The following is a 316-nucleotide window of genomic DNA, read 5'->3' on the forward strand; positions in this document are numbered from 1 at the left end:
CGGCCCGTGCTGGCCCGCGATCTACACCGCCCTCGGCTCGGGCCTTTTGCCCGACGGCTTCCCCGTCATTGAGGGCCTGCTCAACGCGGTGCACCTCGACCACGTCATCGACCTGCGCGTTCCCCTTCGCGAGCTCGCCGACGGGCGCACCATCGAGGTCACCTCCCGCTGTTCCTCCATTGAGGAATCCGTCTCCGGGCGCATCGTCACCGTGGAGCTGGAGCTCACCTCCGGCGGCGAACTGGTGGCCACCCAGATGCACCGCTTCGCCATCCGCGGGCGCGCCACCGTGTCCACCCCACCCAGCCAGGCCCCC

The 316-nt window shown here is 70.6% G+C and carries 1 protein-coding gene; it reads left to right on the plus strand.

Annotated features, from left to right (window positions below; genetic code table 11):
* The coding region (locus tag B3611_RS01800) for a hypothetical protein (protein ID WP_291313373.1) at window positions 1-316 on the plus strand (316 nt) is incomplete at both ends.

Source organism: Corynebacterium sp. UBA2622 (genome assembly GCF_002339505.1).
Lineage (GTDB): Bacteria > Actinomycetota > Actinomycetes > Mycobacteriales > Mycobacteriaceae > Corynebacterium.